The sequence below is a fragment of the Pseudomonas sp. NBB genome, assembly GCF_032701105.1.
GTDB lineage: Bacteria > Pseudomonadota > Gammaproteobacteria > Pseudomonadales > Pseudomonadaceae > Aquipseudomonas > Aquipseudomonas asiatica.
The window spans coordinates 2,616,041-2,640,130 of record NZ_CP103994.1; the positions used below are offsets into that span (position 1 = coordinate 2,616,041).

Below are 24,090 nucleotides of genomic sequence, written 5' to 3' on the forward strand. Positions count from 1 at the left end.
ACAAAATGTAATCGCTGGAGCGGTTCGGGGGTTATGGGGCGCACCAGCGTGATGCTGCAGTGCTTAGAGACTCGCAACCGGATTTCCGAACTGCTCCTTATCGGTGGGTAAGCCTGGGCCTTTGGGCCTTTGGGGCGCGGGATGTGGCCATGTTGGATCTTTAGCCCAGCAGCCTCATCGTAACGCTCTCCAATGTAGGGCGAGGGTATCCAGGTATCCTCATTCAGATCAGGTCTAACGGTAGCACCTAGATGGACACATGTAGCAGCGGTGATGTCGCGCACCCTGCACGTCATCGCTTGTGTGAGAAAGGTTCGGAGGCGAACAGATGTCGCGGAAATTACGCATCTCGTGAAGTCCGCCAATTCGGTACCCAAGATTGCAATGTGCGTGATCACGGACAGTACTCGATGAGAAGTCAAGTTTATCGCAAGGCTAGATTTGAGTGCTTATTTTATTTTCTAATGCTTCGGATTTGGTCGGTGGCTTGATAGATGTTGCATAGAGACTGTTGAGCCGTTTGAAAGAAAAGTTTGCCTGCGCTGGTAAGTGCTACCGATCTGCCGGTTCTAGTGAATAAATCGGTTTTTAGGTTGTCTTCTAGTTCTTTGATTTGTCGACTGATCGCAGCTTGACTGACGCAAAGTGACTCGGCTGCACGAGTAAAGCTTTGATATTTTGCCGCTGCTACAAAGGCTCTGACAGCATGTAGAGAGGGAAGTGTAGTGAGTATCAAGTCCGGTTGAATGTGCTTTCCCATCATGAATTCTCCATCGTACACCTGGGGCACTGAACTGCGGGGTGGTTTGTCTAGACTGTGAATTTTTATAGTGAGCGGGCGGATAAAAATAAATCCGCCCGTTTGTGCGCTTATTTAGCGGCAACTGTTGCGGAATTGCGCGCCGCTTCTATCCATTCGTGATACTCTTGCTGATGGGCCGAGATCCATTCCTGGGCGTGACGCTTAATATCTGCAGGTTTGTTCTCGCCTTGTTGCATTTTCAGGTTCTGTGCGCTTTCATCAGCAGCGGTGATGTGCGCAAGAGAGAAGAATTTCAGAGCGGCAGGGTTTTTCTCAGCAAACTCTTTGTTGAGTACGGAGTTCGCTGTATCGATAGCAAAGCCTAGGTTCTTGCCTTCATATGTTGTGTTAACATCATTTTTACCGTCTGGAAGGTCGGTTTTTGGTACCTCCAGCCAAACCACATCGCGGCCTTCTACGAGCACATTAGAGATCCATTGTGGAATCCATGTGTAATAAAGAATCGGTTTGCCCTCTTTGAACTTAGTGATTGTGTCAGCCATCAAGGCGAAGTATGAGCCTTGATTGACATTGACAGTCTTCTCCAAGTTGTAGGCTTTCATGTGGTGCGCGATCACCAGCTCGCATCCCCACCCCGGGTTGCAACCTGTCATGTCCGCCTTGCCATCTCCATCGCTATCGAACAGTTTGGCAATCTCCGGTTTCTGGAGGTCGGTGATGTATTTGATGTGGTACTTGTCAGCTGTTTTCTTATCAATTAAATACCCTTGAAGAATGCCGGGCATGAATGCCCCAGCTTTCATCATGGTGTCGTTTCCACCCGCCTTTTCATAAAAGCTAGCGTGCAGAATCTCATTCATCTGGACGGTGAAGTCTGCATCGCCATAGGCAACAGCAAGCGTCATGGTTGCGTATTCAGCTTCCTTCGGTTCTTGCACTTCATAGCCGAGCTCCTTAAGGCCGGCTATGGCTATTTCACCTCGGAAGCGTTCTTCGGCTACCGACGAGAACATAGGCGTTACTTTAATGCCTTCACCAGGCTTGTCCGCTGAGGCGATAGAATATGCGGATAAACACGTCAGGGCCACGCCGGTTATGCAGTGCATAAATTTTCGAGGAAAGGTAAGTCTGTTCATGGTCTGTTACTCATTTTTGGTTGTTTTGATTAAAGCGGCAGATTGTTGAGTTGACTTTCAATTGCTCTTTATGGCTTTAGCGCTGGGGTCGCTACGGAATAAGCGTACCAGCAGTCCTACTGGGCCGGTTTCATACCAGTGCTGGCTTGGGTCGTTGGTGCGCTGACCCATTGCTTGAGTCAAGCGGTCGAGGAAGATCGCCAGCAGCACCAGGCCGACGCCGCCGACGGTCGCCAGGCCCATGTCCAGGCGGCCGATGCCGCGCAGCACCATCTGGCCCAGACCGCCTACCGAAATCATCGAGGCGATCACCACCATCGACAGGGACAGCATCAGGGTCTGGTTGAGGCCGGCCATGATGGTCGAGGTGGCCAGCGGCAGCTGCACACGGGTCAACATCTGACGCGGGGTGCAGCCGAAGGCGCGGGCGGCTTCGATCTTGTCTTCCGGTACCTGGCGGATGCCCAGGTTGGTCAGGCGCACCAGCGGCGGCAGCGCGAACACGATGGTCACCAGCACGCCGGGTACGTTACCAATACCGAACAGCATCACCACCGGCACCAAGTACACGAAGGCCGGTAGGGTTTGCATCGCATCCAACATGGGGCGCACAACTCGCTCGACTGCGTTTTTGCGCGCACTCAGGATGCCCAGCGGAATGCCGATCACCGCGCAGAAGAACACCGAGGTCAGCACCAGTGCCAGGGTGGTCATCGACTCGGCCCAGACCCCGATCAGGCCGAGCAAGGTCAGGGTAATGAAGCACAGCAGCGCCATGCGCTTGCCCGCCAACTGCCAGCCCAGCAGCGATGACAGGAGGATGCCGATGGTGGGCGGAATGCTTTGCAGGGTGAACTCGATGCCGTTGAGCACCTGGTCGATCGGCCAGCGAATGGCGCGAAACACCTCGCGGAAGTTGTGCACGAGGAAGTTGAGGGTGGCGGTGACCCAGTCGCCCAGCGGGATGGTGGCCGCCTGGAACGGGTCGAGAAGGCTGAATTCGGACATGAGGGCTTACCTCTTCTTGTACTTAGTGGCGGCTCAGGGTCTGCAGCAGTTCGTTCTTCGACAGCGTGCCTTTTAAGGCGCCCTCGCGGTCGAGTACCGGCACCGGGTACGGCAGGTCGGCCGCGATACCCAGCACCTCGTGCAGCGGCGTGTCGATGTACACCGGCTGCTGCTCGTGCAGGCTGTAGCGTTCGCTGACGCTGGCACCGTTGGCATCGGTGTCGACCACACCGAGCAACTGCCCGCGGTCGTCGACCAGGTAGCCGAATGGCACACCGGCCTGGAAGCTCGGGGCCTTGCCGTTGACCTTGCACACCACCGCCGGGTCGAACCTGGCCACATCGCCGGCCTTGAGCACCCGCGAGCTGTCGTAGCTCTTGAAGAAGGTACGCACGTAATCGTTGGCCGGCTGGTTGATCAGCTCCTGCGGGGTGCCGATCTGCACCACGCGCCCGCCCTCCATGATGGCGATGCGGTGACCGATGCGGATGGCTTCTTCGATGTCGTGGGAAATGAAGATGATGGTGCGCTGCTGCTCGGCCTGCAGGCGCATCAGCTCACCCTGCATCTCGTGGCGAATCAGCGGGTCGAGGGCGGAAAACGCCTCGTCCATCAGCAGGATCGTCGGGTCGTTGGCCAGTGCCCGGGCCAGGCCCACGCGCTGCTGCATGCCGCCAGACAGCTGGTGCGGGTAGCTGTGCTCGTGGCCGGCCAGGCCTACCTGGCTCAGGGCTTCACGGGCACGGCTGTGGCGTTCGGCTTCCGCCACGCCGGCAATTTCCAGGCCGAAGGCGGTGTTTTCCAGCACGCTCATGTGCGGCATCAGGGCGAAGGACTGGAACACCATGCCCATCTCCTTGCGGCGCACATCGAGCAGGGCTTTGTCGGAAAGCCCGGTGATTTCCTTGCCGTTGAGGTGGATGCTGCCGGAGGTGGGTTCGATCAGGCGGTTGAACAGCCGCACCATGGTCGATTTGCCCGAACCGGACAGGCCCATGATGACGAAGATCTCGCCACGCTTGACGGAAAAGCTGGCATCGAACACGCCAACCACATGGCCGGTCTTGCTGAAGATTTCGTTCTTGTCGGCCCCCTTGCGGAGCATCTCCATGGCCATGTCGGGGTTGGGCCCGAAAACCTTGAAAATGTTTTTCACCGATAGAATTTCTTCGGTTTGGTTCATACGACTACGACCTCTTTTTATGCTTATAACCAAAAATTTGTTTTTGCTGATGATTTTTATTCAGCGAAGACGGTAATTTATTGGCAGTCTGTTCAAATATGAACGTGAGTCAGTTTTGCGCTTGGGGTTGGTCCTTGCGATTCTTATGTGAGCATGTCCTTATTCGCTCTTTTGAGCACCTCTGCAGATTAAAATGCAGTTAGCATTAGACGGTGCGTTCGCAGTTGGTCGTGCCTTTTAGAGGCATGCGATGCGTGCGCGGATGTGGATTTTCAGCGGTGCTGCATTCCGACCACGCTGTACTGTTTTTTTGTTTCGCGATTCGACCATGTGAAATAGTGTGGGCGGTCATTTTTACCCTCTAGCATGGTGATGGTACGCCGGTGCGAGGCACACCTTTGTCTAGAGCCATGCAGTCACAGTGGCAGATGGTGTTTTGGTATTTAACCTAGGGCTGGTAATCTGCTTCTGCTTGGTAGCCAGTCTAAGTCGTGAATTCCACTAATTTGAATCGACATTTTTGACGGTGTACTGATGACAAAATCGAATGGCACCCTTCGACGCTAGCCAGCAAAGCGGATTTGCATGACCTACAAGGTCTGATCGTAGACTGCTTCCTCACGGACAAGGGCTCCATGGGCGCATTGTCCCGGCATTTACTTATACGGCTCATGCTTTGCCTGAAGCGGTAGCGCCGCAATCGCAGCCGAAAACTCGGCTACCTATTAGTTACCTTGGACGCCCTTCTAAATTTCAAGTGGATACTGCGCTTTAGTTGATGATGCACTCTCATCTCTGGAGGATGCAGTAGACCTCCCTTGCGATGTAGCGCTTGAGGCAGCGGATAACTGCTGCCACATAGTGCCACTGGCCTTGAGGCCACTCGTACGGAGTGTCACCGCGCTCAACTGTGGCCTTCTTGTAGGCATGTGAACTCGGTTGCTTACTGAACAGCTTCATTTCGAGCATCAACTGCACCTGGAAACTACCGACCTGAATGCCCTCTTCGTACATGGTGCGTCGACTCTCTGTGGCACTGCGGCTCTGTGTAAATAGCTCTTTGATCCAAACCCGCAGTGCCAGTCGCGCACGTCCGGAAATCGTCGGTTATGGCAATATGCGTAGTAACACGATCGAATACCAAGCAGAGCAATTCGACAGGTTCCTCACGGCGGAACTGGTTCACCCAGCGGCGCAGTGCTGATTTAACTAAGGCGGACGACCGGGCGACTTCAGCGAGTCTGCAGCCCTTAGCCAGGCGCCGAGCCGTTATAGGAAACTACCTAATGCGAGAAGCAGCAGCAGTACAATGATGACCTTTCGGGCCTTTGCTTCCTCTATACCTTGCGCAAGCCTTGAGCCAAGCCATACCCCAAGTACCAGCACTGGCAGGCTCATGAATCCTAGATGTAGCGACTCTGGTCCAAACATATCAAGGGCCCAGAAAGCGGGGAGAGCCGCTACATCCATTGCAAGAAAAGCTGCGATGATCGAAGCCCGTCCTGCCTCCAGCGCCAACGGAGAGCCAAGGAAGAAAACGATGACTGGAGGGCCGCCTAGCCCCAGGGAGCCATTGAGGACCCCTGCGCCTGCACCGGTTGCAGCAGTCTGCATGAACGATGGCATCCTCTGAAGCTTGAATCCTGTGATCAAGGCCAAGCAGCAGGCAATTATGAGTACCGCGAGCACGACCCTTACGTACTCTCCAGGTACCTTAGCAAGCAGATACGCTCCCAGCGGCGTCGCAATGATCGACGCGATAACAAGAACCCGGATGGAGCCCCAGTGCACCTGTCCCCATATCGATGGCAATAGCTTCAAGCCGGCTGCAATTTCCAGAATAAATATGGCCGGTACGATCGTCGACAACGGAAGCGCGAACGAAAGTGACATGATGGCCAACAGCGTGAAACCGAAGCCGGAGAAGCCTCGCGCAATCGCAGCTACTAGAACGCAACCAAGGGCATAAGCAGTAACAAACGGCGAGACAAGCACAAAATCAGAAAGCATATTCACTGCACCCGATCATCGATGGAGTTCTACATCAACGTGGCGCTGGGGCTTAATCTCGTCAGGCGATACGAAGCTTTAGCGACGATGGGTAGTCTGCAGATCAAAGGGCCATTCGGATAGAAGGGGATGGACTCAAAACATGAGGTATAAGCGTCGTGGGCTTCTTGCATCGTTCAATCACCAAACCGCTCCACGGCACTACCTGCTCCATCTCAGCCAGGAAACGCTCGCGACGGGTTTGCTTGCGCTTACCGGCGTACTCAAAATCGGAAAAGCTCATCTGACTCATGGGATGGAGGGCTTGTGGAGGGCAATTGGAGGGCTATGTCAGCACAGGTCTGATGACCTGTGCTGACTTGATCGGATCCCCAAAGGCGCTCAAGGAAAGCCACCTCGGTGGGCAACCTCACTTGGCCGATGTACCGCGTCAGATCTCAGTCGCTCGGAGGACAACAAACGAAGATCCTCAGGGCATCGGAGGTCGCAGAGAAAGGAACGGGTTATCTGGAGGAGGCGGCAGACCAAGGAGATTCACGTCACGCAGGATGTAGCCGTTGAGGGATGTGGTTTTCCGCGGGCCTCGTACAGTGCAAGTCCAAATGTTCTGCCTATTAGGCTTTCTCAGATGAGCATCTAGCTTTTCAAAGTGATGTTGGATTCGTCGCCAGGCGTCGCTTTGAGAGTCTGCTTCGGCTGACTCGGGGTGTTCGGCGGCGTAGCGTTGGAAAATGCCTGGGGTGACTAGGAAAAAAGTGCCTTCTACGGTATGGACCTTGGCCTTGCTGTCGTTGATCACCAAGCGATGTTTGAGAACTCCTTCGCGGAGCCATTCGAGGAAGGCCAGCCCCTTGGGATCCTTGGGTGACGCAGTGGTGGATTGCAGGCTTCCCGCGCTTGGTCCAATTTCGACCTCGCTTGGTTCTTGCAACATGTCCATCAAATCGTCGAGATAGTCAAAATCCTGGTTCTGGTGCTCGGATACGGGCTGGTTTTTTTCCGGCGTTGGTTGCGATCGATCCAAAGTCGACTCGCAGGTTTCACCGGCCGGCAGAGGATGTTTCATCATCGGTTCAACCGTTCCTTTAAAGTAGTCTGGCCGGGGGGCATCGGCCCAGATCAGGCTCGGTTGCAGGCGGAGAAAAGTAAAGCGATGTTGCCAGTCATCGTCTGTTACGTTGGCATTCCATACCGCTTTGCCCTCAGGTGTCGCATCCACCAATCCATGCGACTGCAGTTCATCGAACAAGGCGATGTTGGAGGAGGGGATGCCATCCACGGTCTGAGCCAGCAGGTAGGCGCGCAGTTTGTCGGTGGCGGTTTTACTGACCAACCACAGATGGTCTTCGGTGAGCCAACCGGCTGCACCGGGCTGGTTGAATTTGAACTCGTTTTTAACCAGGTGACGCAGGCCCGTGAGCAGGTGATGCTGCAACGAGTGTTTAGGTGCCAGCAGGGCCTTAGTGGGGTTGGCGCCGATGTTCTGCGCGGTGGAGACCCGGTCCGCTTGCAGCACCAGTTCCCCGAGGGTACCGGCATGCTCGTAGTGGTTGGCCAGCAGAAACAGTAGGTGGCCCCACAGGAGTGGATAGCTGCTGAGCCAGTCGAGCTGGAGAGGCGTCAAAATCCGTGTGTACAGCAGCCCCGTGGCGGCGCTGTGCAGCTTGTAGTCGCGGCCGGCCAGGTAGCGAAAACGATAGGGCTGGGCCAGAGGACCGTGCCACGGGTGCCACACCTCACCATTCTGATACTCCACCTGCAGGTCGACGGCAATCTTGCCAATGTCATGGAGCAGGGCGCCGTAGGCAATCGCCGCGCTCCAGGCGTCGGCCTGCGCGGCCTGGTCTTCTGGCGCGGCGCCGCTGGGTAGCAGGTACGATTGGCGCAACTTCAGGCTGCAGGCCATCAGCTCTAGTCCATGGTCGAGCATGCCGCCCGGGTAGGCATGGTGGTGACTTTCGCTGGCAGGGAGTTGCTGTACATAGGCGGCGTAGCGGCGGATCGGGTCAAGGTAGAGCTGATTGAACTGCGGCTCGGAGAGCGCTGTGTATTGCCAGATGCGCTCCAGCAGCTTTTTCCGGTGGTCGGCACAGAGCAGGGATTCGGCGGGTAGTGGGAGGAGAAATCCCTCGGGTGCTGGAGCGAGTATGGGCTCCACAGCATTGCCTTTTTCATGCTTGAACCACCAGCGCTTCATCGCATTACCTGCTTTGCATTCAGAAGGTCCTTTTGCCTTTTCGGATAGAGCTCTTACCCTTGTGCCCCCTTCCATTGCTGCCGTTATCCTTTACCCTCTAGGCCCTTTTCGCGAACGCGTAAATTCGAAGCTTGGCGCATCGGGTTACGTGTGGTGCGGGAATGGCCTGTCCTTTTTTCGGGAGGTAGACTGTTCGGCACTATTTGGGGGAAGGTAGCCTGATGACGTTGAACGATGCCATTTTAATCGTGCTACTGGCCGACCGGATTCATGGGACCGATGCTGCCATTCGATCAGCAGCCAAGCGCTGTGCGAAACAGCTGCCACGCAGTCAGCGCGACATGTTGTTCAAGATCGGCAACAGTGCTGCACCTCGTGAACTAGTGGGCCACCTTTGCCAGTTTTTGCCGGACTGATTAGTCACATAGATATGTGGACATGTTGAAGGATGAAAAGTTAGCTGAAGAGCCAATTCACGCTCGGCTAGTACTTGTGCATCAGGTAATATCGGCTCACATGCCCCAACCCTAGGAAAGATTTCACATGTCCAAACTTGCCGAATTCAAAGCACTGGAAGCTCAACTGGCTGCTCAACTTCAACAGCTGGACGCGATGAAAAACGATTCCGGCCTGAAGCAGGAAATCGAGTTCGAACAAAAACTCAAGGCCTTGCTGGATCAGTACGGCATGAACCTGCGCCAGGTCATCACCATTCTTGACCCGTCCAAAGGCGTGAGCGTGACCACTTCCAGCGCCTCCACCGGCGCTCAGCGCAAGCCGCGTGAAGTTAAACGCTACAAGCATCCGCACAGCGGCGAGATCGTCGAAACCAAGGGCGGCAACCACAAGATCCTCAAGCAGTGGAAGCAAGAGCACGGCTCGGATGTCGTCGAGAGCTGGCTGCAGTAATCACTTGCTCAATTGCAGCGGCCGATGGTTGGCGTTGCAGGTAAAACAAAGGCCCCGGTTGGGGCCTTTCTATTGAAGGTGAAAAGTTATGCCGTGAGCCGTTCCGTTGCCTCGGTAGCCTGATCCGGCATCAGCGCCAACAGGTACTCGGATGCCTCTCGCGCCAAACCGCTGGCGCGGAAGATGGCCCGCTTATCTTCCTTGAGGATCTTCAACCAGGACGCCAGGTACTCCTCGTGGCGCAGCTCGCCCTGGGTGCCGGTGAGGGCGCAGAGAAATGCTGCACCCATCTCCGCGACCAATTCCTCGAAGGCGTAGGCTGCAGAGCCAAAGGCGTGACAGCCCGTGATGCCTTCCCGGTTGAGGCGGGAGTGGTGACCCGACCAATGCGTCAGCTCATGCAGCGCGGTCGCGTAGTAGCTGCCGACGTCCACGAACTGGGCCTTGGTGGGCAATTGAATGAGATCCCGGATCGGTAGATAAAACGCGGAATCACCATACCGATGCTCGATGTGTGCGCCGCTGGCGTCCAACAGTCGCTCGGCAGGTGCATGATCGATGAACGCCATCGTATCTTCACCTTCGTCGTTCTGCTGTTCCTCGATGGGTAGTCCCTCGGTCTGCTCGATGTTGAACAGGCAATGCGTCCGCAGTAGCGCGAATTGCACCATCTTGACGTTGCCTTGCTCATCACGGACGACTTGACCGTCTTCGTCGTGTGCTTCCTTGCTCATGGGCTTGTACAGTACTGCGAGGGTCGATTGTTCGCCCTTGCGTATGTGACCACCGGCTTTCCGTGCCTGGTTGTAGGTGAGCCAGCGATCCTGGCGGTACCCGCGCAGGCGGGCTTCGGCCCACAGCAGTGGAATGTTGATGCCGGCGTAGGGTCGCCGAGTGATCGCGTTAATGGGGAAAGGTGCGTCAGCACTGGAACCTGAAGTGGTCCAGGGTTTGATCCAGGGGATGACCCCTTGGCTCAGGGCACTGACAATCTTGTTGGTGACGTCTAGGTAGATATCGGACATGACGTTCTCCAGTCAAAGAGGGGAACGCTGCCCGGCCGGGAAGGGTTCCCGGTGGGGTAAGTGGACAGTGGTAGTGCGGGCGTTCAGGCCGATGAGATGTCCATACCGATCTCATGTGGCAACCTGATATGAAGAAAAACAGGGCCGGTCGCTGGTGTGATTTGATTTACCTGTAGCTGAGTAGCTGCCGGCGATGAGTGCGATTCGCGCTGGGAAGGCTGACTGAGCAGCAAATCGAGCGATTGGCGCAAGTGGCGACGACCTACTGAAGCCAAGGCGATTCCCAAGACGGCTTGCAAGCGCTGCCCTGATTGCTCGACTGCGTCAGTAGCCGTACCAACCTCGGTGATGAATTGCCATACTCCTGGACTCAGGACAATGGCGGGTAAGGAGCGGTGCTTCCTGGACACGGGTGCCTCCCGGGAGCTGATCCTGCGATGGCTTCACGAACAACTTGGGGGAAGTCCCATCGCCACAACTCACACTTTGAACTAAGCGTGTCTAGGCATTAAAACGCGCTTGCCCGTGGGGTCAATGCCCAACCTAGGGCACCGAGCAGGTCAAGTTTCCAGCCGCTTCCAGCGAAGGCTTTCCATCCCAAAATTCCAGATGAATGGCTCGCTGTTGTTGGCGTAGAGATTGAAATGAGCGATATCCCAGAGAAACACAGGCTCGTGCTTTCCTGGGATATCGTGGGTGTTGCGAGAGCATTCAGGACTTCCCGGAGGGGGCAATCTCTGCAGCAATGTACAAGTGGGTGGATGTGGCCTCGATTACGAGCGACCCGCTGGTGCCGCGTAGGCTTTCCAGAACGGGATCATCAAGGTCGAAGTACTCGGCAAAATCGTCGCCGCCGAATTCACTGCGTGCGCGATTCCACCAGGCGTCAAAGTCGTCGACGTCAGGGTTGCAACCCATGGCGTAGGCAATGTGTTTGCGGCTACCTCCGTCGGGTTTGCTTTCGCCGAACTCGGACATGAGGTAGACACCGTGGTCTTTGACCAGGATGACTCGGCAGCCGATGACGGCCGCTTCAGTCAAAACAGCATGAAGTTCAGTTCCTGTGAAGCGCAACATGGTGAGTTCCTCCAGGTAGTGCGGAGGAATACCACCCATGCGGGAAGAATTCCCAGCACGGAAATGGAAAAGGAGCTTCAACGGAGCAGGGCTCCGTGAGGCAGATGTGAAAGAGCGCTCATCACCGCGGAAGCGGTAACCGGGCGAGCCGCCGAACGCTAATCGCCCTTGGGACAACCATCACGGGAGTGATGTGGCCTTGAAGGTTGTGGCCACCTGGGGTGCTGGTTTTCCAGCGCTTGCCTGTCCGGTTTATCAAGCGGGACGGCATAACGTCAATGGTGATTTTCAGAAGAGTGCACTGCATCAATCCATGCAGTGCCACTGGCGATCAGCAGCGTAAACCAAGTGATCAACGGTCATGGAAATCCGCAGGAGAGGAGTAAGCTAAGGCTTGGATCCAAATTGTTTACAGCGGTTTGACCGCACGTGCGGTGAAGTAAATGGAGGTAGGGAAATGGCGACTCCAGCGTCTTCAAACCCCAGCCGTACTTCTTTCGGCAAGTATTTGATTCGTGCCGCAACTCGCGCGGGTCGATTGGTGAATCAGCTAGAAGCCAGCGTGCTGAATTCACCGATGTTGGCGAGCGTTCCGTTTGGGTATCGCCGGCTCGGAATGCAGATTGTTAAGGTGATTCTTTTGCTTGCTGTCGCATCAGTAGCATTCTTCCTGGCGGTCGGAATGGTAGCCCTATGGGCGTTTGCCGCGCTGCCTATTGAAGCGAATGATGATGAGCCCGATGTATTCGAGGTTAGCCATCCTCAGCATCGTTTCAAGTATCCAGAAATGTACGACGAACATGGATCACTTCGATAACTGATTACTTAAGCTTTTGTACGCCTCCAACAACTTGTGATGTTCCCTTCCCAGCTTGGAGTTTGGCACTCTCTGCACCTTGAGTTAGAAGGCTCTGAACGTTGCTGCCAACGTTGTACCCCGCCCAACTCATGGTTCCCAGAAAGAACATCGGGAGCACCAAAAACATCGCCCCCATCACGTACTCGATCACCTGCGCGGTGACCGTCCCATCCATGAACCCTGCCGTTGGTAATGTTAAAAGCGCCTGGTCCGTGACAGAGACCTGGTGGTACAGCGTGTCCAGCATGCTCGAGTCGATCCAGCGGGCCAGCTCCCACCAGAACGTCAGCATGTGCAGCGTGAAAAGCGCGAAGGTGACTGTCATGAGTGCTTTGAGCTGGTAGGTACTGATCAGCAGCACCAGTGGCAAGCTGATGATCGTGCCCATGATCAGGAAGGCCTGCACCATCGGCAGTGCAGCGCGTAGCGCATTCATCGCCGGGAAGTTGCTGAACGAGCCCAGGGCCAGGCCGGTGTTGGTGGCGAGATTGTTGAGCCCCTGCGTCAACGAGCCGCCTCGGGCACTGCTGCCGTAGTCCTGGAACACCTGACCAGGCGCCATGCTCAATGACTGCTGGCGGGGGCTAACCAGTTCACGCAGGGTAGCGTTTTCGATTTCGGTGGAGCTGTGTCCGGTCAGCCAACCGCGCAATTGCGTGAGCAGGTTTGGATCGACCTCGGCGACCAGGCGGTCGCGCAAGCCGACCGTGGCATCGCTCCACCACTGCTTGCAGGTAGGGTAGCCCGCACCGTTGTCCAGCCGGGGCAGGGAGGTGTCCCGCGTTTCGTCATACGGCCAATCAACCCGGGGCGTGTGCGAGCGATCCGTGTCGTAGTAGCCCGGTGTGTCAAGCAGATACGTCGAACCAATCCAGGACGCATCGTAGCTCTGCGACTCGTCCAGCTCAGGGCGGTTGGTAAACAGCCGCGAGCGCGAATAGCCATAGCAGTCGCGGGTGAAATCAGCGACTTCCTGCAGCAGCACCTGGTCGTTGATCCGCGAGCTGTCGATCTCCATCCGCATTGCACGAATGTCGGGTGCGCAGGGGATCGACGCCGTGGCGGCGGCGGTAACGCCCTTGCTCATGGCATGCACCAGGTACCACCACACCGGCACATTTGCTGATTTCTCGCCGATGGTGTTGAAGGTAGTTCCCCAGGCCGTGTCCGCGGGCTTGGCCATCGACACCCCGCAGCGCTGGCTCGCCGCATCGTCGAAGGTCACGGAGGAAAGGTTCAACGGGAAGAACGGCATGCAGCCAAACAGGATGACGATGTAGCTCATCCACAGGCGGTTCTCGACGCGGGGGATCGACAGCAAGCCCTTGTTGCCCTCGTCGGCCCCCTGTTGGCGGGCGGATAACCACTCCTGAAGGATGATCGCCCCAAACGGAGCAGCGAACAGCCCGGTGTCCGCCAGCGTGTTCCAGATGCCGTTGTTGATGATCCAGGCCAGCAGCGACAGGTAGTACTCAAGGTAGCTGTTGGTGCTCATGTTCATGGCTGCACCTCATACGCGCGACAGTTCGACCAGGATGATCGAGCTGAAGCCGATCAGGCCCAGGCGCAAGAGCCGTTGCTGGTCTTCCGAGGTTGGCCGCAAGCGGAGTGCTGCGGTCCAGCCGGCGAAAATCAGGGTGTACAGTAGGGCTCGCCAGTAGGCGAGATATGGCGTACTCCCCTGTCCCTCCTTGACCCATTCCAACTGGGGTCCGCTCAATTGCAGCGCCATCGAGGCAATCAGCAACATGACCATCACGACGCCGAGGATCAGCAGGCCCCGAACGACCGAGCTCCTCACAGAAAACGGCATCATGGCGTGCTCCTTCCCTGATCCGCTCGCTGCAGGCGGTCTGGGCGTGGCTCGCGCTGGTCGATATTGCGTGAGGCATCGGCGCCGCCGGCGTGGCGATCGAGGACCAGGCTGGCGGTATTGGTGGCCAGCGTTTGGCGCACTTGCAACTCCGTTTGCAGCAGGCGGATCTCGCGCTCCAGCGTTTCGACGTTGCTGTTGAGGGCGGTGGTGGCGGGCTGCGTTGACGCCACATTGGGCTCACGGCTACCGGCGAGCAACGTGCGCTGCAGTAGCATCGCTTTGTAGATCACGCTCGACAGCGCGGTCTCGCTGGCCAAACGTCGGGCCAACAGGTTCTGATCGGGGTCATCACGCAGGCCTTCAATCACGCCGCGCGAAACCTGTAGCAACGGGCTGGAGACTTTGCCGAGGTTCTCTGGCGTGGGCTCCTCTGCGCCTGACAACATGCGCTGCAAGCCCTCGAGGTGCTGGGTGTAAGTTTCCTGGATCAGTGGCGTAAGACCGGCGCCCGCGCTCACGCGCAGCGTCTCGCAATCGTCACAGGTCTCGACCTCGGTTTCGCCGAGCACCCGAGTGGCCCATTCGGCAGCCTCCTCGGGACTCGCCCAGGCCTGGCAGATCGCGCCATTCTGACAACTTGAGCCGACGGCCGAGGTGTCTTCGACCGAGCGGTTGTGCAGCAGGTTGTAGCCCGCTTTGACCACGTCCGAGGTCACTCGGATCGGCGCCTGGCCATGACCGCCGGCTTTCTGCCCGCCGACCCAGCTGACGCCGTTGTTGCCGTTGTTCGATTCGGTGTCCTTTACCGCCGTAACGGCATCACCGTCGGACTGCTCCAGGTTGTGCTGCATTTCCTGGTTCTGCGCCAGTGCTCCCCAACCGGCCTGGTCCACCTTGTCAGCCATCTTCGCCGCCATCGCCTGGCAGGTGAGCTTCGAACGGTCAAAGTCTATGCGCCCCTGCAGCACGCCGTTGCTCAGCAGCTCGTACAGCCCGGGGTTGGCGCGCTGAATGATCATTGCCGGCAGCGACATCACCGCCTGGGTGGCGTTCTGGATGACGTTGCCCATGATCTGCTGGAAACCCTGGGTGGCACCGTTGAGCTGGTTCTGCAGGGTGTTGGAGAGGTTCATGTTTCCGCACATCATGTTTGCCCGCCAGGACAGGCCCACGCCGAGTCCGCTGGGGCGGTAGAGCGAGGAGGGTGCGCCTGCCGCCGATCCGCCACCGATGGTGTACATCACGCGGTCGTCCAACACCTGGGCCTGGTCGCCCAGGTGGTAGCCACTCTCGGCGGCGTGGCCAGCGGTGCACACGAAAAGACATATCAACCCGAACGAGAGGGCGTTCATCACTGGCCTCCATCAAAGTCGATGCTGAACAGGAAGGTCTGCCCCATGCGTTGGCAGCAGCGATACGGCCGCCACAACGACCAGGCGTAGGCGCCCTCGGCACTCTGGACGGTGGCGCTCGGGAAGATTGCGCAGGTGCTCTGCATCATCGGTGCGAGCAACTGCCAACGGTGGTTGTTGAGGTTGTTCTCCATCACCGGCTGTGGCGGCCAATAGCCGGGAGAGGGCATCGGCTGCAGCGGCAAATAGACGTGTGGCTGGCCGACACGGGTGATGAAATCGCTGGCGCGCTGCGCCATCACCGCAGCGGCCTTGAAGTCGTCGGGCTGTACCAGGAAGCCTTGGCGTGGGTAGACGCTGCCCCACATGTTGCCGAGGGCCTGGCTCCCGATTTCGCGCACGCCCGGGACAAGCGCCTGCGGGTACACGGACTCGGGAATGGCGTGGCGCCAAGCCAACGGATCGAGCGTACTGAGGTAATAGGGCGCAAGTGGCACCGCACCGCTTGGACATGCATAGCCGAAGCTGCGGGCCAGGGCCGTCAGCGCCGCGCCGCCGGGGTGCCCGATGCCGTCGACATTCTTGAAGCGGGGCAGGTTGTTGCGCTGCGGCGAGGGTGTGATCAGGTTGCCCCCGCCTTGCGACAGGGGTGTCGGTGCCGAAAGACCGGACATCTCGCCCCAGGGGTTATTGCCGGTGTCGGAATAGCTCGACACCACCAGCTCAGGAATGAAGTGACGGACTTTGGGCGAAGTTCTCACCGTGCAACCAAAGGGCGTACACAGCAGCCAGTAGCAGATCCCCACGATCCGGTACTCCAGACACTGCAGCGACGCGACCGAGGCAATGATGGAGGGAGTGGTTATCGCCAGGCACTGCTCGGCAGCCACGAGCAAAACGATCGCGATAAAGCCGCGACCTCGGCCAGATCTCTTTGGCTGTGGTGTACGACATGGGGCGGTCAAGTTCATCGGCAGCGCTCGGCAAGTGGCAACGGTGTGCATCCATGCGCCGAGTTGCAGCATCACGGATCAGGCAGAGGAGTGGGGCGGACAAACCGAGACTGGTGCCTTCGGTTTCTCCAGCCGGCATGGTGAGGACTGCAATTCGTCCTAAATTACCAAAGGAGTACATATGTACTCCTGTCGGGTTTTATTGATCGGCAGGCCACAGAGCATCGTGGGCCACGAGGTTCAGGACATGCCGCGCAAGCGATCGATGTCCGCCGCAATCCGAAGTGCGGCCTCCAGCTCGGATAGCTGATGCGCTTCCATCAACCGCCAGCGCTGGGCCTTTTCTTCGGGTTCGGTCATGGCCAGGGTGAGGTACAGACTCGGCGGGACTGCGCGAAACAGCGTCTCCAGCTGCTTCGACAAGACCACGCCCTCGGTGTACTTGCCAGAGGCCTTGCTCGCTGACAACAGCAGGGTCTTCTGTGCTGGCGTGAGCTTCTTGAAGCGCGCGATCTCTTCGATCTCCGCCGGCGGCATGTTCAGGCAGATCCACCATTCGATCATGTTGAGCATGGTCTGCGCCGCATCGGGGAAGTCGGCCAGGTTCTGCGTTGCCAGCCAGAACCAGGCGCCGAGCTTGCGCCACATCTTGGTACCCTTGACCACGAAGGGCGCCAGCAGCGGGTTCTTGGTGATGATGTGACCTTCGTCAGTGACCATGATGATCGGACGACCGAGGTATTGATCGCGTTCGGCAAGGTTGTTCACCGTGTTCATCAGGCTGATGTAGCTGATCGACATCTGCGCTTCATAGCCCTCGCGGGCATAGGTGGCGAGGTCGACGATCGTGACATCGCTTTCCGGCCAAGGGGTGCCTGGTCGGTCGAACAGCGCACCCTCGAAGCCCTGGCAGAACAGGTCGATGGACTCGGCCATTTCTTGGGCCCGCTCGCGACGCTTGTCGGGCAGATGGGCGTCGCTGGCCACCACTCGAAGGGCATCACGAACATGGCGCGTCATGACCTGCTGATCGCTGGCCGCACAGTGCCTGGCGGCGTCGAGGATGCACTCGCGAATCAGGCTGCGGTCAGCCCGGGTGAGGCGGGCCTCTTCCTTGACTTCGCCCCCGGTGATCATCAGGCGAGCGGTAATCTCCAGTTCGCCCAGCACATCGCGTTGCTCGTCACTGCCCGAAGCGTCTTCATCCAGGTCTTCGGTCGACAGACTGGCGACCTGGTCGGGGCGCTCGATCAGCCGCCGGGCATCGGCGAAGGGAGCCAGGCTCAAGCCGCTGCCGGGCTTGAGCTGAACCTTATTGACGGTCAGGCCGAGGGTGGCGAAGTAGTCGCCCTGCAGGCCGAAGGAGTTGCCAGCTTCGACAATGAACAGCCGCGGCCGATACACCGCCATGACTTGCATCAGGATCGAGACCAAGGTGGCCGACTTGCCAGCGCCGGTCGGGCCGAACAACAGCAGGTGACCATTCATGGAGCGGTCGAAGCGGGATAGGGGATCGAACGACAGCGGCGCACCACCTCGGTTGAAGAAGGTGATCCCTGGGTTGCCGGTACCGATGCTACGCCCCCACAGCGGCAACAGGTTGGCGACATGCTGAGCGAACAACAGGCGGGTGTACCAGTTCCGTTTATCACGAGCGGGGTTGTAGACCATCGGCAGCCAGCGCAGGTAGCTGTTGCAGGCGGCCACTTCATCGCCCTCACGCACCGGTTGCAGGCCGGCGCCGAGCAGTACGTTGGCGGCCTGGATCGAGCGCTGGCGCAATTGCGGCTCATCGGCGCCACGCAGGTACAGTGCCAAGGTGCCGCGGTATAGCTTGTGCTGGCGGCCAATCAGCGCGCGGGCCTCTTCCACGTCCTGGCGGGTCTGGGTCGAGGCCAGGTTTTCGCCGATGGCTTTGCGCGCCAAGCGGTTGAGTTGCTCCTCGAGCACATCCTGAGGTGTGATGACCAAGGTCAAGCTCAGGACGGCCTGCTCGGGTAACTGGTCAAACAGAGCGTTGAGCGCTTCACCCTTGCGGGTCTCGCCGGTCAGCTGGCCGATGTGGGGTGGCCTGCGCAGTTTGTCGACCACCATCACCGCGTGCGGCTGTTGATCGAAATACCAGAGCCCCTGCTCGCTGTCCGAGCGTGGCTCCTGAAAGAACAGTCGCTCGGCAAAGTCGTGGTCGAACGGTAGCGACAGCCCATCGCCGTCATCGATCTCCGGGTAGGGCACGCGTCGATAGAACGCCGCTGGTGATTCACCGGTGAGAGTCGGGGCCGGATTGAACCACGGCAGCAACCAGGCATAGAAATCCTGCCCCGTCAGCCGCCGAGGATTGACGCCGCAGGCCTGCAACGAGGCCATCAGGCGGTCACAGGTCCTTCCCAGCAATTGAGCGGGGTTTTGCCCTTCGTCGTCGGCCTGGTCACCGAGCCAGCGATAGACCACCAGCCGAATCCGTCGATTGCTGCCGCGCCAGGGCAGGTGCGACACGACATGGTCGTCGAACAAGCCGCCTGGCTTGGCAATGGCATCGAGGTGGTGTTGCATCGAGGTGAGGAAAGCTGCAGTGAAGGGGGTACCTGTCGCCCGTGGTGCAACGTACTGTTCCAGGCGCTCCAGGTACGGGGAAAAATCACTGTCGTCCTGACAGAAGAATTGCACCACCCAAGGCGCCTGGTCGAGCTCGTCTAAGCTGTCCTGCAGCGCATCCTCCAACGCATCGCGCGCCGCCATTAGCCATTCGGGCTCACGGCCCTCGGTGCCGATCGGCTGCAACTCGAACACGGCGCCCACCGAGCGGTTGTCGTCGAGTAGAAAGCACTGCTCCTCCTCGAGGTATTCGACCCAGGGTAAGTGGTCGGTAAAGCTGGGGTTGTGCGCATACTGCGTAGCTTCGTCCGCACGCGTTGCGCGCCGACGCTGCGCGGCGCGCCAGGGCTGCCAGCGCTGCGATGTGCGATCTGCATCCTCGTCCATCACAGATCGTCCAGGCGCTCGCCGGGTAGTGCGTACTGGACCTTCTCGTACAACGGGAACACGGTCGAGTAGCCGGGCACCGGCGCCTGCTGGGTGCCGGCCAGGTGCGGGTAGACGTACATCACCAGGTCGGGATTAGGCAGGCGTGGAAACTGGGCGCGGATCTCGTTGGCGGCTGTGCGGGTGTAGGCGCTCTGGTCCTTGATCAGGCGCTCAGGATCGAGCACCGGCCGACGCAGTTCGCCGCGAGCCTCCTGCAACTGCTGCTGCGTGCCGACCGCGCCACCGCTGTTCCAAATGTCCAGCATGGTGTGGTCGCCATGGGGCAGCATTTCGTCCTTGCTGGTGGTGCAGCCCGCCAAGTGCAGGCACAGCAGCAGGCTAATCCAGGTCCAGTACCGAAACGGATGGGCGTTCATGATTCACTCTCCGGCCTTTGGGTTCGTAATCGATGCTGATTTCGTGATCTAGGTGCAAGGCCACCTTGGCCCCCGGCGGGACGTAGATCGCGGCAAAGGCTTCGCCGTAGAGCTTGTTGATCCAGTCACGAATGTCGCCGATGCCACCGCTGATGACCGAGTTCAGCGCGCTGTTGCCGCTGTTCTGCGACAGCCCCAGACTGCCGCTGGCCGAGTTGATGAACGAGGTGTTGGTTTGCTCGCTACCCAGCGCTGCCGCGAAGCCGGCGCCGGCCGCAGTGATCAGGCTCTGGCTGCCCAAGTACTGTTGGGCGTTGGAACGGCGCTCGCCGGCGATGCAGGGAATGCCGTAAGGGTCGGAGATGTAGCCCAAGCTCCCGCGGATCTTCTCGGTGTCCGAAGTCTGGGTACTGCTGCGGTTGCGGCTGACCACCTTCTGCGGCTGTGGCACCGTGCGAACGGTGCCGTCGCTGAAGACGAAGGTGATCGACTCGACCTGGCCGCGTACGCAGGACAAGGTCCAGTCACCGGCCGCAGTCCCGCTCATGACTGCACCGACAACGTCGGGCAGGTCGATGCCGTTGGCGGTGAGGTTGTCCGGTCCCACCAGCACCTTGAACGGATAGGGATCGTTCACCGTGCCGTCCACCGGCACGCGGCCAATCAGGGCGGTCATGGCAATCGAACCCATCAGGGTCGAGTTCTCGGGGATTGTGTAGACCGGCTTGGCACCCTCAGTCCGGGCCTCAGTGTTTTCCAGGTCGCGCTCGCCCTTGGCCACGGCGCGCAGATGGTCCTGGCCCCGGTCGATCGCGTTGTTGTCCAGGCCATGCAGATCCTTGAACTTTGACGTCAGCGCCGACAACGGTCCCTCAGTTTTACTGGCTCCTTCCTGGCCAGCACGTGTATTGGATGGCTCGATCCACTGCACCGCATCCGCCGGCAGTTGTGCTCCGGAGAATTGTTGCTCGTCACCAGGTTCGAGTCCAAAGCCCACAGGTACGTCGGATTTTACGGCCGGCTTGCTGGTGAGCTGGTCCTTGAGCCGGGACAGCAAACCCTGGGTCTCGCGGTGCTGTTGCTCGGCCTTCTGCCGGGCATCGTTGGCCTGTTGGCGCTGCTCGGTGACTTGCTGGGTGACACTGCTCAGCGTGCTCTGAATGCGACTGTCGATGTTGCCTTCGCGGGTGCGCAGCCGGTTGTTCTCGGACTGCAGCGTCTCATTGCCTTTCTTCAGCGACAGCATCTCGCTACGCATCGCCTTGACTTGGCCAATCAGCGTGGCCACGGTGTCGCGCGGCGTGTCGCCGGCAATGCCGAGGGCTTTGGCCTGTTCAGGGCTTAGGGCGGTGTTTTCGGGATCACGGACAGGTTGAGCGTCTGGTGAAGATACCCAGGATTTGCCGATGATCAGCACAATCCCCAGCAGGACCGCAGGTACCAGCCATTTCAGCACACCGTTAGCTTTCATGATCGGCAGCCTCCGGCGCTGGCGGTGGCAACAGCAGCGCGTGCCTCAGGTCGCCGCCGCGGGTGACGAGGTACGCCACGGTGGTGTCTTCAGGTGTGCCGGCGTGCCCCAGGTACTCGTGCTGGAAGGTAGCGGCGTACAGCGTGGCCTGCAGGTGACGCGGGTCCAGTGTGACCTTGGCCGACCCACGGTTGACGATCTTCACCGCCGTCACCCAATAATTACCCAGCCGCCAGGCGGCAAGTCCCTTGATGGAGACGTGCTCGGTCGGCAGGAGCGTGCTGAATCCAGAAGACTCGCCCAGCGGGACCAGACGCACCCCGGGCAAGGGCGCCACGGTGCGCAGCGGCGCATACAGGTTCTGGGCCGCGAAGCGGGTCAGCACCACCGGTACCGGCGTCGCTGCCGGTGCTGCATCCTTCGCGGTTTCCACGTCTGGTGCCTGGGCCTGAGCCACGATCTTGACCGGCTCCAGCGTCTCGCTGCCCTGGAGCGCTTCAATGTCGACCAGGATGATGTCGCCTGACTTTACCGACTGCAGCTGCAGTCGGGTCGGGGGGATGGCTTCCGACGCACGCAGGTACACCGTCCCGCCAACCGATTGCACACGCAGCTTATTGGTAATCGCACCGGGCAATCCGACGCGGACATCCTCATCCAGCATCAGGATACGTTCCTGACCCACCGTCAACGGCACTGCCAGCGGCAAGCGGTCCCAGTATTTGACTTCGACGGCGCCTGCGGCTGAACACCACCCGGCCACCGACACCAGAATCAGGATCAAGACACCCATCATCACGCACCTCCAGGCAGCGTCAGCTTCTGCGGTGTGCCTTCGTAACAGTCCAGGGCCAGGCCCCATTTGTTGCGTTCGGGGTCGACGTCGAAGCGCACCACCCGCAGCGGATAGCGCACGACCACGCGCTTCACCGGTTCGGCGGCGTAGTATTCGTCGGCATTCAGGTCGAGCTTGACCAGCCAGCTGTGCTTATCCAGCTGCTTCACCCGCAGATCGGGATCATCGCTGTAGCCGCGGCCCAGCACTTCGTACACGCCGCGCACGCGACCGCGCAGTTCGCCGGCCGCCTTGCGGTACTCGAAGTCACCATCGAAGAAGGCCTTGCACGCCGGTGTCAGGTAGGGCTGAAGGGCAAAGATGGCGCGGTGGTAGTCGACCTCGCCATCGCTGGGCCAACGGTTTAGCTGACCGAAGATATACAGGGCGAAGGCATAGATATTCTCGGGCGGCACATCCCACCATTTTCGCGTGCTGCCGGAGCGCAGATCCGGCGGCACGTGGATGGTCAGTTCGGATGGTGCGGACTGCCAGCCATACCAGATGCCACTGCACAGCAGTGCCAGGGTCGCTACGGCCAGGCGCAGGCTGAAAATGTGCGCCTGCTGCGCATCCACCTTGTTGCGGAAGCGGCTCATGGAGTGGTCCTCGCAGGCCGGCGCGTGCGCCGAACCGTCCACGGGCCAGAATGCAGGATCAGGTACTCAGTGCCGATGCTCCAGTGCACCGCCAGCTGCCACTGCAGGCGTCGATACAACCAGGTCTCGGGGCGGGCGCGTTTGGCCCGGCGCAGCAGCTTACCACCGCCAAGCAATACCAGTGCCATGCACAGGAACATGCAGGTGGGGAGGGTGGCGATAGAGGCGGTGGCCAACGCCAGCGGCGCGCCGAGGACAACACCCAGTACTGCGCCGACAATCAGTGCGACCCACATCTCGTCATTGGTGAGGCCGCGAAGGACGGCTGGATCGCGGTTCAGGCGTTCTGGCAGGAAGGTCAGAGTGCCGTCGGGGAGGGTAGCAGGGGCGTCGGACATGGTGACCTCACAGAATCGTCGCGGCTTTGGTCAGGAACCACAGGATCACCACCACCAACAGCGCGCCGACGCCGACCACAGCGCCGAGATCCTTCCAGGTCTTGCGCTGGTTTTGCACGTCGGCGTAGACCGTGAGCGAGTGCCAGGCCACACCCAAAAAGGCGAGGGTTGCGATCAGTAGACCGAGCAGGATGCCGCCGTCGTAGGCGTAGTTCTTGATGGTGTCGATCAGTCCTGAGCCCTCCCCGCGGGAGGGCGCTTCCATGGTGGGCAGATCAGCCCAGGCGAGTGTCGAGCTCAGTAGCACCAAACTGGCGAACAGGATTTTCGAACAAGTAGCCCGCAGCGGAAAATGCGGGCGGTGGCAATGACGGGAGAGGTTCATGGCAAGTTCTCCTGGTTACGACAGCATGAAAAACATCAGCACGATCAGGGCGAGGGCTAGACGCAGCGTGCTGCCGCCGAGCGAGCCAAAATTGATGTTGCCGGCCGCCCAGCCGCGGTAGCCGGTCCACAGGGCCCAGGTGCACCAGAGCAACGCCAACAACAGCACCGAGGAGCGCCACAGTACCGAGCTGAGTTGCGGGGAAAACCCGGCCACGGCCGAGAACGCGCTGAGTTGAGCGTCAGTCATGCTCATCGGAGGGGCTCGAGTGGGGTGCTTCAGCACGGTACTGACCGGCCAGCTCGACCAGGTCAGCCGGCTGCGCGCGGGAGGGCGATAAGTATTGTTGGATGCCTTCACGTACACGTTCTAGGTCCGCCGCAACCCTCTGATAGTCGAATCGATAGCGCACTCCAGCGACATTTTCTGAGCCGCTTTGCGCACGATCAGCCAACTGTTCGATGGCAGTGAGCTGTCGTTGCACGAGTCCCAGATCCGAGCGCTCGCGACTTTCTTGTGCAACAGCCGGGAGTGTTGCTAGATAAATCACAAGCATCGGGAAGGCATAAGTCCTCATGGCATGCTCCAGAGCAATCTCTGGTCGCCACCTTTACCCAGCGGGCGAGTTGAGGCATGAGTTAAAAGGATTCTTGGCCTTTCGCTTTCTGTCGAGGTTGGCAGGAGTGGAGCAAGACTGGAGTTCAACCATTCAG

General features: G+C 59.1%; 24 protein-coding genes and 2 pseudogenes. 3 read left to right on the plus strand and 23 right to left on the minus strand.

Annotated elements, in window-relative coordinates:
• Positions 1-466: 466 nt before the first annotated feature.
• From NY023_RS12130 to mobH, 8 genes and pseudogenes are all read right to left on the minus strand, one after another.
• Positions 467-760, minus strand: a pseudogene (locus NY023_RS12130) (LysR family transcriptional regulator); the annotation flags it as partial.
• 110 nt (positions 761-870) lie between these two features.
• Positions 871-1,899: a glycine betaine/L-proline ABC transporter substrate-binding protein ProX gene (gene proX, locus NY023_RS12135; RefSeq protein WP_044046980.1), complete on the minus strand. Its 1,029-nt coding sequence runs from the start codon at positions 1,897-1,899 to the stop codon at positions 871-873.
• 57 nt (positions 1,900-1,956) lie between these two features.
• On the minus strand, positions 1,957-2,907 hold the full coding sequence (proW, locus tag NY023_RS12140) for a glycine betaine/L-proline ABC transporter permease ProW (RefSeq protein WP_316927905.1): 951 nt from the start codon (positions 2,905-2,907) through the stop codon (positions 1,957-1,959).
• Between the two features lie 22 nt (positions 2,908-2,929).
• Positions 2,930-4,090 carry a glycine betaine/L-proline ABC transporter ATP-binding protein gene (locus NY023_RS12145; protein ID WP_013972273.1) on the minus strand — a complete coding sequence of 387 codons (1,161 nt, stop codon included), beginning with the start codon at positions 4,088-4,090 and terminating at the stop codon, positions 2,930-2,932.
• Positions 4,091-4,879: 789 nt separating this feature from the next.
• Positions 4,880-5,104 carry a hypothetical protein gene (locus NY023_RS27725; RefSeq protein ID WP_013972274.1) on the minus strand — a complete coding sequence of 75 codons (225 nt, stop codon included), beginning with the start codon at positions 5,102-5,104 and terminating at the stop codon, positions 4,880-4,882.
• 255 nt (positions 5,105-5,359) lie between these two features.
• A complete protein-coding gene (locus NY023_RS12155) occupies positions 5,360-6,100 on the minus strand; it encodes a sulfite exporter TauE/SafE family protein (RefSeq protein ID WP_044046981.1) in 741 nt (246 codons plus the stop codon).
• 181 nt (positions 6,101-6,281) lie between these two features.
• A pseudogene (locus NY023_RS12160) lies at positions 6,282-6,392 on the minus strand (IS5/IS1182 family transposase); the annotation flags it as partial.
• Positions 6,393-6,569: 177 nt separating this feature from the next.
• Complete coding sequence (mobH, locus tag NY023_RS12165) at positions 6,570-8,297, minus strand: MobH family relaxase (RefSeq protein WP_013972275.1); 1,728 nt, start codon at positions 8,295-8,297, stop codon at positions 6,570-6,572.
• Positions 8,298-8,518: 221 nt separating this feature from the next.
• Here mobH and NY023_RS12170 point away from each other — a divergent pair, with 221 nt between their 5' ends.
• Both NY023_RS12170 and NY023_RS12175 read left to right on the plus strand, forming a co-directional pair.
• On the plus strand, positions 8,519-8,713 hold the full coding sequence (locus tag NY023_RS12170) for a hypothetical protein (protein WP_013972276.1): 195 nt from the start codon (positions 8,519-8,521) through the stop codon (positions 8,711-8,713).
• Between the two features lie 127 nt (positions 8,714-8,840).
• On the plus strand, positions 8,841-9,206 hold the full coding sequence (locus NY023_RS12175) for a histone-like nucleoid-structuring protein, MvaT/MvaU family (protein ID WP_013972277.1): 366 nt from the start codon (positions 8,841-8,843) through the stop codon (positions 9,204-9,206).
• Positions 9,207-9,292: 86 nt separating this feature from the next.
• On the opposite strand, the gene NY023_RS12180 is transcribed toward NY023_RS12175, so the two are convergent.
• Together NY023_RS12180 and NY023_RS12185 are read right to left on the minus strand one after the other, a co-directional pair.
• A complete protein-coding gene (locus NY023_RS12180) occupies positions 9,293-10,231 on the minus strand; it encodes an ArdC family protein (protein ID WP_013972278.1) in 939 nt (312 codons plus the stop codon).
• 711 nt (positions 10,232-10,942) lie between these two features.
• Positions 10,943-11,308, minus strand: a complete 366-nt coding sequence (locus NY023_RS12185) for a DUF3085 domain-containing protein (RefSeq protein WP_044046982.1) — start codon at positions 11,306-11,308, stop codon at positions 10,943-10,945.
• Positions 11,309-11,765: 457 nt separating this feature from the next.
• On the opposite strand from NY023_RS12185, the gene NY023_RS12190 reads away from it, so the two are divergent.
• The gene (locus NY023_RS12190) at positions 11,766-12,125 is read left to right on the plus strand and encodes a hypothetical protein (protein WP_044046983.1); all 360 of its coding nucleotides are present in this window, start codon (positions 11,766-11,768) and stop codon (positions 12,123-12,125) included.
• Positions 12,126-12,129: 4 nt separating this feature from the next.
• On the opposite strand, the gene NY023_RS12195 is transcribed toward NY023_RS12190, so the two are convergent.
• From NY023_RS12195 to NY023_RS12255, 13 genes are all read right to left on the minus strand, one after another.
• Positions 12,130-13,668, minus strand: a complete 1,539-nt coding sequence (locus tag NY023_RS12195; protein WP_013972280.1) for a conjugal transfer protein TraG N-terminal domain-containing protein — start codon at positions 13,666-13,668, stop codon at positions 12,130-12,132.
• Positions 13,669-13,677: 9 nt separating this feature from the next.
• Complete coding sequence (locus NY023_RS12200; protein ID WP_044046984.1) at positions 13,678-13,983, minus strand: hypothetical protein; 306 nt, start codon at positions 13,981-13,983, stop codon at positions 13,678-13,680.
• A complete protein-coding gene (locus NY023_RS12205; RefSeq protein ID WP_044046985.1) occupies positions 13,980-15,335 on the minus strand; it encodes an integrating conjugative element protein in 1,356 nt (451 codons plus the stop codon). The genes NY023_RS12200 and NY023_RS12205 overlap by 4 nt, the downstream gene beginning before the upstream one ends.
• Positions 15,335-16,306, minus strand: coding sequence for a TIGR03756 family integrating conjugative element protein (locus tag NY023_RS12210; protein WP_044046986.1), 972 nt, complete (start codon positions 16,304-16,306; stop codon positions 15,335-15,337). Before NY023_RS12210 ends, NY023_RS12205 begins: the two co-directional genes overlap by 1 nt.
• A gap of 222 nt (positions 16,307-16,528) precedes the next feature.
• Complete coding sequence (locus NY023_RS12215) at positions 16,529-19,270, minus strand: conjugative transfer ATPase (RefSeq protein ID WP_013972284.1); 2,742 nt, start codon at positions 19,268-19,270, stop codon at positions 16,529-16,531.
• Positions 19,270-19,689 carry a TIGR03751 family conjugal transfer lipoprotein gene (locus NY023_RS12220; protein WP_013972285.1) on the minus strand — a complete coding sequence of 140 codons (420 nt, stop codon included), beginning with the start codon at positions 19,687-19,689 and terminating at the stop codon, positions 19,270-19,272. Before NY023_RS12220 ends, NY023_RS12215 begins: the two co-directional genes overlap by 1 nt.
• Entirely contained in the window at positions 19,652-21,160 is a 1,509-nt protein-coding gene (locus NY023_RS12225; protein ID WP_013972286.1) for a TIGR03752 family integrating conjugative element protein, read from the minus strand. Before NY023_RS12225 ends, NY023_RS12220 begins: the two co-directional genes overlap by 38 nt.
• Positions 21,150-21,956 (minus strand): TIGR03749 family integrating conjugative element protein, encoded by an 807-nt coding sequence (locus tag NY023_RS12230; RefSeq protein WP_013972287.1) that lies wholly within the window; start codon positions 21,954-21,956, stop codon positions 21,150-21,152. The genes NY023_RS12225 and NY023_RS12230 overlap by 11 nt, the downstream gene beginning before the upstream one ends.
• Positions 21,956-22,594: a PFL_4703 family integrating conjugative element protein gene (locus tag NY023_RS12235; protein ID WP_044046987.1), complete on the minus strand. Its 639-nt coding sequence runs from the start codon at positions 22,592-22,594 to the stop codon at positions 21,956-21,958. Before NY023_RS12235 ends, NY023_RS12230 begins: the two co-directional genes overlap by 1 nt.
• Positions 22,591-22,992 (minus strand): TIGR03750 family conjugal transfer protein, encoded by a 402-nt coding sequence (locus NY023_RS12240; RefSeq protein WP_044046988.1) that lies wholly within the window; start codon positions 22,990-22,992, stop codon positions 22,591-22,593. The genes NY023_RS12235 and NY023_RS12240 overlap by 4 nt, the downstream gene beginning before the upstream one ends.
• 7 nt (positions 22,993-22,999) lie before the next feature.
• Positions 23,000-23,377, minus strand: a complete 378-nt coding sequence (locus NY023_RS12245; protein WP_080563769.1) for a TIGR03745 family integrating conjugative element membrane protein — start codon at positions 23,375-23,377, stop codon at positions 23,000-23,002.
• Positions 23,378-23,392: 15 nt separating this feature from the next.
• Positions 23,393-23,632 (minus strand): TIGR03758 family integrating conjugative element protein, encoded by a 240-nt coding sequence (locus tag NY023_RS12250; protein ID WP_013972291.1) that lies wholly within the window; start codon positions 23,630-23,632, stop codon positions 23,393-23,395.
• Positions 23,619-23,954, minus strand: coding sequence for an RAQPRD family integrative conjugative element protein (locus NY023_RS12255; protein ID WP_044046989.1), 336 nt, complete (start codon positions 23,952-23,954; stop codon positions 23,619-23,621). The genes NY023_RS12250 and NY023_RS12255 overlap by 14 nt, the downstream gene beginning before the upstream one ends.
• Positions 23,955-24,090: the final 136 nt, after the last annotated feature.